The organism is Amnibacterium sp. (assembly GCF_025463795.1).
Lineage (GTDB): Bacteria > Actinomycetota > Actinomycetes > Actinomycetales > Microbacteriaceae > Amnibacterium.
In genome coordinates this window covers 1-6,946 of record NZ_JAODBE010000014.1, presented here as the reverse complement: position 1 = coordinate 6,946, position 6,946 = coordinate 1, and the positions used below count along the sequence as shown (strand labels likewise).

Sequence of the window (6,946 nt, the reverse complement as noted above, 5' to 3'; positions counted from 1 at the left end):
GCCGCGCCGACGCTCGGCGCCGCGCCCGTCAGGGCGACGGCGACGCCGGCGGACGAGTCGTCCGGCGCGGCCCACGAGGACCGGGTGGCCGCTGCGGCGCGACGGGACGCGGAACGGGCCGTCGCCGACGCCGAGCGGGTCCGGGACCGGGCGCGTCGTGCCGAGCAGGACGCCGAGGACGACCTCGCCGACGCGGATCGCCGACGCGAGGAGGCCGACGGACGGGTCACGGACCTGCGTGACCGCATCGCCGAGCTGCGGCGCCGGCTCGACGCCGCGGAGGACGCCCTGACGGCGGCCGACGGCGACGTGCGGGACCGGCGCATCGATCAGCGGGCAGCGCGCCGCGCCGTCGACGACGCGGAGGACGTCCTGGCCCGCGCCCGGAGCCGTCCGGAGTCGCTCGGCTGAGTCCGGCCCGTCGTGCCGGTCAGGAGGCGAGGACCGCCTCGAGCTCGGGGAGGCGGTCCTTCGGCATCAGCACCTGGCGGGGCAGCGAGCCGGTCGCCGGGCCGACGAGGTGCTGCTGCTCGAGGTCCGTGAGGAGGCGGCGCGCTCGGGAGTACGGCACCTGCAGCTCGCGCTGGAGGCGCGCGGCGGACGCGTACTGCGTCTCGACGACGAGACGGGCGGCCCGGGCGAAGTCGGGGTAGTCGTCGCCCAGCTGCGTCTTCAGGCCCGTGAGCTGCGAGCGCACCTCGTCCCGGAGCTCAGGAACGGCCGCGGGCTCCGCCTCGTCGGGGACAGGCGCGACGGAGGCGGACTCGACGGCCACGGCCTGGTGCTCGGGCCGCGGCTCGCGGTCGTCGAGCCACGCGGTGACGTCGTGCAGGTCCGCCCACGGCTGGGACTCCGCCGCGCGCTGCATGCCCGTCCCGATCCGGTGCACCGCGAAGCCTCCGGCGACGAGCCCGAGGACGGTGCCGGCGGGCCACCAGAGGAACAGGAGCGCGGCGACGGCGACGAAGCCGGCGAGCAGCAGCAGCGCGCTGCGCTTCGGGTCGGACGTGAGCTGGAGCATGGGTCGGCCTCCCGCGGGTGGATCGGATCGGGCCGCGGGCGTGCGCGCACCATCCCCGTTCCGGCACCGTGACGGCGCGACGGAGAGGACAGCCGGCGACGGCACGGCGACGCTGGCGAGAGGGTGCGGCGGGGGTCCGCGGCGATGGGTCCATTGTCCCCGGCGGACCCTGACCGGACGCCCGGATCGGGCGATCCTGAGCGCCCTCTCGGCGGGTCGTTACCGAGTCGAGAGGAACGCCCGGCGTGTCGTCGCTAGACGTGCAGCAGTCGCCGCACCTCGCCCGCGGACTCGGCGGGTACGAGGACCTCCCGCGGCGCCGTGCCCCGCGGCGGGCCGACGAAGCCCTCGGCCTCGAGCAGGTCGAGCAGGTGCCGCGCCCGCGAGGCCGGGACGGCGAGGTCGCGCTGCAGCCCGGCCGTCGACGCCCACTGCGACGCGGTCACGACCGCGGCCGCCCGGGCGAAGTCCGCCCAGTCGTCGCCGAGGCGCACCCGCATGCGGCGCACGTCCCGGCCCAGGTCGCCGTGCAGGGGCGCGTCGAAGTCGATCTCGCCGTCGTGGGGCACCGCGGCGGCCTGCCGCTGCATGCCGATGCCGATCACGACCGTTCCCGCGACGCCGACTGCGAGGGCGACGACCACGCCGACCTGCCAGTTCTGCCAGAGCGCGACGACCGCGACGACGAACACCGCGATCGCGACCGCCGCGATCCGCTCCGAATGCGCCTGATCGCGCACGATCCCCCCGATCCGAGCCGAAGACGGATCGCTCCCCCGAGCGCGTCCGCGGCTGCCGCACCAGGATCGCGGATCCTGCCGTCGAGGGCACGCATGGCGGGACCCCCAGAGTGCGGGCCCGCGGTCGTCAGGGCACCGCGGGCGCGTCCCCCGGCACCGACAGCGTGAGGATCGCCCGCCGCACGTGCGGCCGCTCCTCGAGCCCCTGTGCGAGGCGCCGGAGCCGGACGGCGACCTCGTGCTCGGGGGCGTCCTCCGTGAGGTCCACCGCCGCGACGAGGAACACGAGGCCGGGCCCGACGTACTCGAGGTGCAGGTAAGTGACGCTGAGCACGTCGTCGTTCTGCAGCAGCATGCCGAGCACCGACGCCCGGACCCTCGGATCGACGGCCTCGCCGATGAGGAAGCGCCTGTTCTGCTGGATCAGCAGGATCGCGGTGAGGCCGAGCACGACGCCGACGGCGATCGAGCCGGCCGCGTCCCAGACGCCCCTCCCGGTGACCTGGTGCAGCGCGACGCCGGCCGCGGCGATCACGATGCCGACCAGCGCTGCGGCGTCCTCGAAGACGACGGCGCGCACGGTCGGATCACTCGTGGTCAGGGCGTAGTCCAGCAGGTCCTGCTGCGCTGCGCCGGCGCTGCGGCGCACCTGCTGGAAGGCCCGCAGGAAGGAGACGCCCTCGAGCACGAACGAGACGGCGAGCACGATGTAGTTGATGAGGGGATCCGCTGCGGGCCCCTTCACCCCCAGCTCGCCGATGCCGTGCAGCACGGACACGGCAGCGCCCACGGTGAACAGGCCGACGGCCGCGAACAACGACCAGACGTACGTGTCGCGCCCGAAGCCGAGCGGGTGGCGCGTGGTCGGGGGCTTCGCGGCGCGGCGGCCGGCGATGAAGAGGAACACCTCGTTGCCGGTGTCCGCCCAGGAGTGGGCCGCCTCCGCCAGCATCGACGCCGACGCCGTGATCAGCGCGGCGACCGTCTTCGCGATCGCGATGAGCAGGTTCGCGCCGAGCGCGACGAGCACCGTGATCGCGGACTCGCCGCCGGTCCCCTCCCGCTCCTGGGCCCGCTCCTCGGCCTCCTCCACGGCCACGTCAGGACCGGCGACGTCGGATTCGGACCGGCCCGCCGGCCGTCGAGGGATCCACCACGTGCCCACCCTGCCCGATCTCGACCTCGGCCGCAGCCGTCACACGACCCATCGCTCGGCGAAGCCGTCCGTCAGGCGGAGACGGGCTCGGTGGCGGCGGACAGCAGCTCGACCTCCTGCCGCGTGAGCGTCACCGCGGCCGACTGCATCAGCTCCGCGAGCTGCTCCGCGGTGCGCGCGCTCGCGATCGGCGCGGCGACGTGGGACTGCTCGCGCAGCCAGGCCAGCGACACGGCCGTCACGCTGACACCGTGCTCGGCGGCCACGTCGTCCAGCGCGTCGAGCAGGTCGACGTTCCGAGGGTCGTCGAGGTAGGCGGCCGCCCGGCCCGCTCGCCGCGAGTCCACGTCGACGCCCGGTCGGTACTTGCCGGTCAGGAAGCCGCTCGCGAGCGAGGAGTACGGCACCTCGACCATCCCGAGCTCCCCGACGGTCGGCACCAGGTCGATCTCCGCGTCGCGCTCGACGAGGCTCCAGTGGTCCTGCGCCACGGTGAACGGGGTGAGCCCGGAGGCCGCTGCGATGCGGGCCGCGCTGCGGAGGCGGGCGGGCGTGAAGTTCGATGCGCCGATCTCGCGGACCTTGCCGGCCTTCACGAGCGCGTCGAACGCTCCCATCGTCTCGTCCTGGGCGACGGTCTCGTCGTCGCGATGCGCGAAGTAGAGGTCGATGCGGTCGGTCCGCAGCCGCCGCAGCGAGTCGTCGACCGCCGCGGTGATGTTCGCGGACGAGAGGCCCCGGCGCCCCCCGAGGCTGCCCACCTTCGTCGCGACGACCACTCGGTCGCGCACGCCGCGCGACTCGAGCCACTCGCCGAGGATCGACTCGGACTCGCCGCCCGCGTTGCCGCTGATCCAGGCGGAGTACACGTCGGCGGTGTCCAGGGCCCGCCCGCCGGCGTCGAGGAAGGCGTCGAGCACCCGGAAGCTCTCGTCGCGATCGGCCGTCCAGCCGAACACGTTGCCGCCCAGCATCACCGGGCCGAAGTCGAGTTCCGTCATGTCGCTCCCCTCGCGCGGACCGATGTCCGCGTCCGCGCCCAGTCAGCCAGATCCGCACTCGGAGTATCCCGAGCGTCCCCCGCGTGTACCCCGATCGGTCCCCTGAAGCACCGACACCGGCAGAGGGGCTGGCTCGGCGCGGCGGGCGGCCGATAGCGTCAGCGGGGAGAGGAGGGCCGGATGCCCTGGATCGCGCTCGCCGCCATGGCCTGGGGTGTCGTGCTCGGCGCCACCGAGGGCCCCGCCGTCGGGGCTGCGGGAATCGCCGCCGGGCTCGGGCTCCTCGTGCTCCGCGCCCTCGTCGACGCCCGGCGGAACCGCCGCACCCGCGCCTCCCTGATCGCAGCGACCGCCGCGGGCCGCCCCGTCCGGATCACGACCGCGGTCGATCCGGTCGCCGCGGCGCAGGGCGCGCCGGTCGTGCTCCGTGCGCCGGCGTTCCGCGAGCCCGATGAGCTCGACGTGCGCCTGCTCGACGCCTTCTGGAACTTCGGCGGCATCGACGACGCCGCCGCGCTCGCCGGCTGCGACCGGGACGAGGCGCAGCGCCGGCTCGTCGAGCTCATGCTCGAGCCCGAGGCGCCGATCGCCCCGCCGGCCGTCGCGGACCGCCCGCTGAACGACGTCGAGGAGCGGGCCGTGCTCCGCGGCTGGAACACCGGCTCGTCGCTCGCGGCCCTGTCCTCCGCCTTCGGGCTCTCGCCGTTCGGCGTCGGTGGCGTGCTGCTCGCCGCGGGGCCCGTGCCGGCCCACATCCCCGCTTGAGTCAGCGGCGCGCCAGCGCCGCCCGTCGCGCCGCCCGGCGCAGCTCGAGCTCGTGGAGCACGATCGCCGCGAGGTCGGCGAGCGTCGCCTCCGCACCGTCGGGCAGGGCCCGGTGGGCGATGTCGTACACGGCGAGCAGGCCCAGCTGCAGCCCCTCGGCGGTGGTCAGCGGCGCGGCGGCCGCGAACCGGACGCCGGGGTCGCCCGCGACGAGCGGATCCGCGGCGAACGCGCCACCGGCGTCCGTCAGGTCGACGACCTCGCCGTCGAGCAGCGCCGCGTGCAGCGCGGCGTCGCGCGGCACCTCGCCGGGCAGGGGGCCGGTGCGGGACTTGAACCAGACGCGGTCGCTGTCGAGGATCCCGATGGCGGCCATCGGCATGTCGAGCACCCGGGCGGCGAGGTTCGCGATGCGGTCGAACGGCGCATCGGGCGGGGTGTCGAGCACACCGTAGGCGCGGACCGCGGCGAGCCGCGCCTCCTCCCCCGGCGCCCGCTCCGGGCTGCGGTGCCGTCCCCGCTCCTCGACGATGAGGCGGCGGAAGGTCGCGACGAGCGTCTCCGCGTCGGGGCGCGCACCGGGATCCGGGTCGAGCATCGCGGCGAGGGTGGAGCGCCACGGGTCCGGCGGGGCCGCGGCGAGCGCAGCCGGCCCCGAGGTGCCCGTGAGGCATTCGAGCAGCACCAGCCCGAGCGCGTACACGTCCGCCGCCGGGGTGGCCCTCGCCGTCCCGATCAGCTCGGGGCTGCGGTAGGCGCCCTCCGCGGCGGCGGCCCCCACGATGTCCTGCACCCCGAAGTCGCCGAGCTTCACCCGTGGCCGCCGGTCGGCGCCGTGGTCGAGGAGCAGCACGTTCGCGGGCGTGACGTCCCGATGCACGACGCCGCGGTCGTGCATGTACTGCAGCGCCTCCGCGACGTCGAAGCCGATGTGCGCGACGTGCCGGGGCGGCAGCGTGCCGCGGGTGAGCACCCGCTTCAGGTCGGTGCCCTCCACGAGCTCGAGCACCAGGAAGATCCTCGGCGGCCCGTCGGGCGCCTGCTCGACCCCGGCGTCGAGCAGGGTGACGAGGCCGTGCATCGTGAGCGACGCGAGCCGGCGCGCCTCCGCCTCGTGGGCCACGACGGCGGCCGCATCCGCGGACGCCGCCTCGATCACCTTCACCGCGACGTCCCGCCCGAGCAGGAGGTCCTCCGCGCGGTAGACCGTCGCCCTCGCTCCGTGGCCGAGCAGCTCCGTGAGGCGATACCGGCCCTGCAGCGTGCCCAGCGGTGCCGTCGGCGCTCCCCCCATCGGCCTCTCCTCGCGGTCACCGGATCCTATCCGGGGGCGACGCGCGAGGATGGGACCGTGGCTGCGGCATCACATGCGGAGATCGAGGTCAAGTACGCGGTCGACGAACGGGCCGTGATGCCCGATCTCGCGACCGTGCCGGGTGCCGAGGCGGTGGAACCGTTCGATCCCGTCCGGCTCGAAGCCGTGTACTTCGACACCGCCGACCGGGTGCTCGTCCGGGCCAGGATCGCGCTCCGGCGCCGCACGGGCGGCCACGACGCGGGCTGGCACGTGAAGCTGCCGGCCGCCGTCGGCCGCACCGAGCTGCAGGCGCCGATCGATCCCGCGGCCCCGGACGTGGTCCCCGCCGCGATCCGGGAGCTCGTGGCGTCCCGCGTCCGCACCGCACCGCTCGAGCCCATCGCGCGGATCGCGACGGAGCGCACCGCCACGGTGCTGCACGACGCGTCCGGCGCCGGAGCCGTCGAGGTGGTCGACGACCGGGTGACCGCGACGGACATCGCCGCCGGCGTCGTGCGCACCTGGCGGGAGTGGGAGGTCGAGCAGGTCGGCGACGACGCCGACGCCTCCGCCGAGCTGCTCGCGGCCGCCGACCCCGTGCTGCAGGCTGCCGGTGCGCGGGTGTCCCCGAGCCCGGCGAAGCTGGCGCAGGCGCTCGGCGGGGAGCGGATCGAGAAGCCCGGCCCCGCCACCACGGCCGGGGAGGTGGTGCGGCGCGTCGTCGCGCGCCTGACCGAGCAGCTGCACCGCGACGTCGCCGCGCTGGTCTCCGGGGGCCCCGACGAGGTGCACCGCGCCAGGAAGACCATCCGCCGGCTCCGGTCGGTGCTCGCGCTGGAGGAGGTGACCGGCGAGGCGGGGGCCTCGCTGCGCGGGCGGCTTCGACCGCTCGGCGCGACGCTCGGCGACGCGCGCGACCCGGTGGTCGGCTCCCGCGTCGCCGCCGAGCTGCTCGAGGACCTCGGC

General features: G+C 75.7%; 8 protein-coding genes and 1 pseudogene. 3 read left to right on the top strand and 6 right to left on the bottom strand.

The window, feature by feature from the left end; all coding sequences use genetic code 11:
- Window positions 1-411, top strand: a pseudogene (locus tag JWQ92_RS01165) (hypothetical protein); the annotation flags it as partial.
- 19 nt (window positions 412-430) lie between these two features.
- On the opposite strand, the gene JWQ92_RS01160 reads toward JWQ92_RS01165, so the two are convergent.
- The 5 genes from JWQ92_RS01160 to JWQ92_RS01140 form a co-directional block, all read right to left on the bottom strand.
- Window positions 431-1,021, bottom strand: coding sequence for a DNA translocase FtsK (locus tag JWQ92_RS01160; RefSeq protein WP_297342621.1), 591 nt, complete (start codon window positions 1,019-1,021; stop codon window positions 431-433).
- A gap of 254 nt (window positions 1,022-1,275) precedes the next feature.
- Entirely contained in the window at window positions 1,276-1,761 is a 486-nt protein-coding gene (locus JWQ92_RS01155) for a DNA translocase FtsK (protein WP_297342620.1), read from the bottom strand.
- Window positions 1,762-1,888: 127 nt separating this feature from the next.
- Complete coding sequence (locus tag JWQ92_RS01150) at window positions 1,889-2,860, bottom strand: cation diffusion facilitator family transporter (RefSeq protein WP_367276700.1); 972 nt, start codon at window positions 2,858-2,860, stop codon at window positions 1,889-1,891.
- 1 nt (window position 2,861) lies between these two features.
- Window positions 2,862-2,969 (bottom strand): DUF3253 domain-containing protein, encoded by a 108-nt coding sequence (locus tag JWQ92_RS01145; RefSeq protein ID WP_297342619.1) that lies wholly within the window; start codon window positions 2,967-2,969, stop codon window positions 2,862-2,864.
- Between the two features lie 19 nt (window positions 2,970-2,988).
- Window positions 2,989-3,918 (bottom strand): aldo/keto reductase, encoded by a 930-nt coding sequence (locus JWQ92_RS01140; RefSeq protein ID WP_297342618.1) that lies wholly within the window; start codon window positions 3,916-3,918, stop codon window positions 2,989-2,991.
- A 180-nt stretch (window positions 3,919-4,098) separates the two neighbouring features.
- Here JWQ92_RS01140 and JWQ92_RS01135 point away from each other — a divergent pair, with 180 nt between their 5' ends.
- Complete coding sequence (locus JWQ92_RS01135) at window positions 4,099-4,683, top strand: hypothetical protein (protein WP_297342617.1); 585 nt, start codon at window positions 4,099-4,101, stop codon at window positions 4,681-4,683.
- Between the two features lies 1 nt (window position 4,684).
- Here JWQ92_RS01135 and JWQ92_RS01130 read toward each other — a convergent pair whose 3' ends face one another.
- The gene (locus JWQ92_RS01130) at window positions 4,685-5,977 is read right to left on the bottom strand and encodes a protein kinase (RefSeq protein ID WP_297342616.1); all 1,293 of its coding nucleotides are present in this window, start codon (window positions 5,975-5,977) and stop codon (window positions 4,685-4,687) included.
- 57 nt (window positions 5,978-6,034) lie between these two features.
- Here JWQ92_RS01130 and JWQ92_RS01125 point away from each other — a divergent pair.
- On the top strand, window positions 6,035-6,946 hold a 912-nt coding region (locus JWQ92_RS01125), incomplete at its 3' end, for a CYTH domain-containing protein (RefSeq protein WP_297342615.1).

Bases quoted from the DNA above. Each gene is read 5' to 3' on its own strand.
- JWQ92_RS01145 (WP_297342619.1), bottom strand. From the start codon at position 2,969: ATGGGTCGTGTGACGGCTGCGGCCGAGGTCGAGATCGGGCAGGGTGGG.
- JWQ92_RS01135 (WP_297342617.1), top strand. From the start codon at position 4,099: ATGCCCTGGATCGCGCTCGCCGCCATGGCCTGGGGTGTCGTGCTCGGC.
- JWQ92_RS01160 (WP_297342621.1), bottom strand. From the start codon at position 1,021: ATGCTCCAGCTCACGTCCGACCCGAAGCGCAGCGCGCTGCTGCTGCTC.
- JWQ92_RS01130 (WP_297342616.1), bottom strand. From the start codon at position 5,977: ATGGGGGGAGCGCCGACGGCACCGCTGGGCACGCTGCAGGGCCGGTAT.
- JWQ92_RS01140 (WP_297342618.1), bottom strand. From the start codon at position 3,918: ATGACGGAACTCGACTTCGGCCCGGTGATGCTGGGCGGCAACGTGTTC.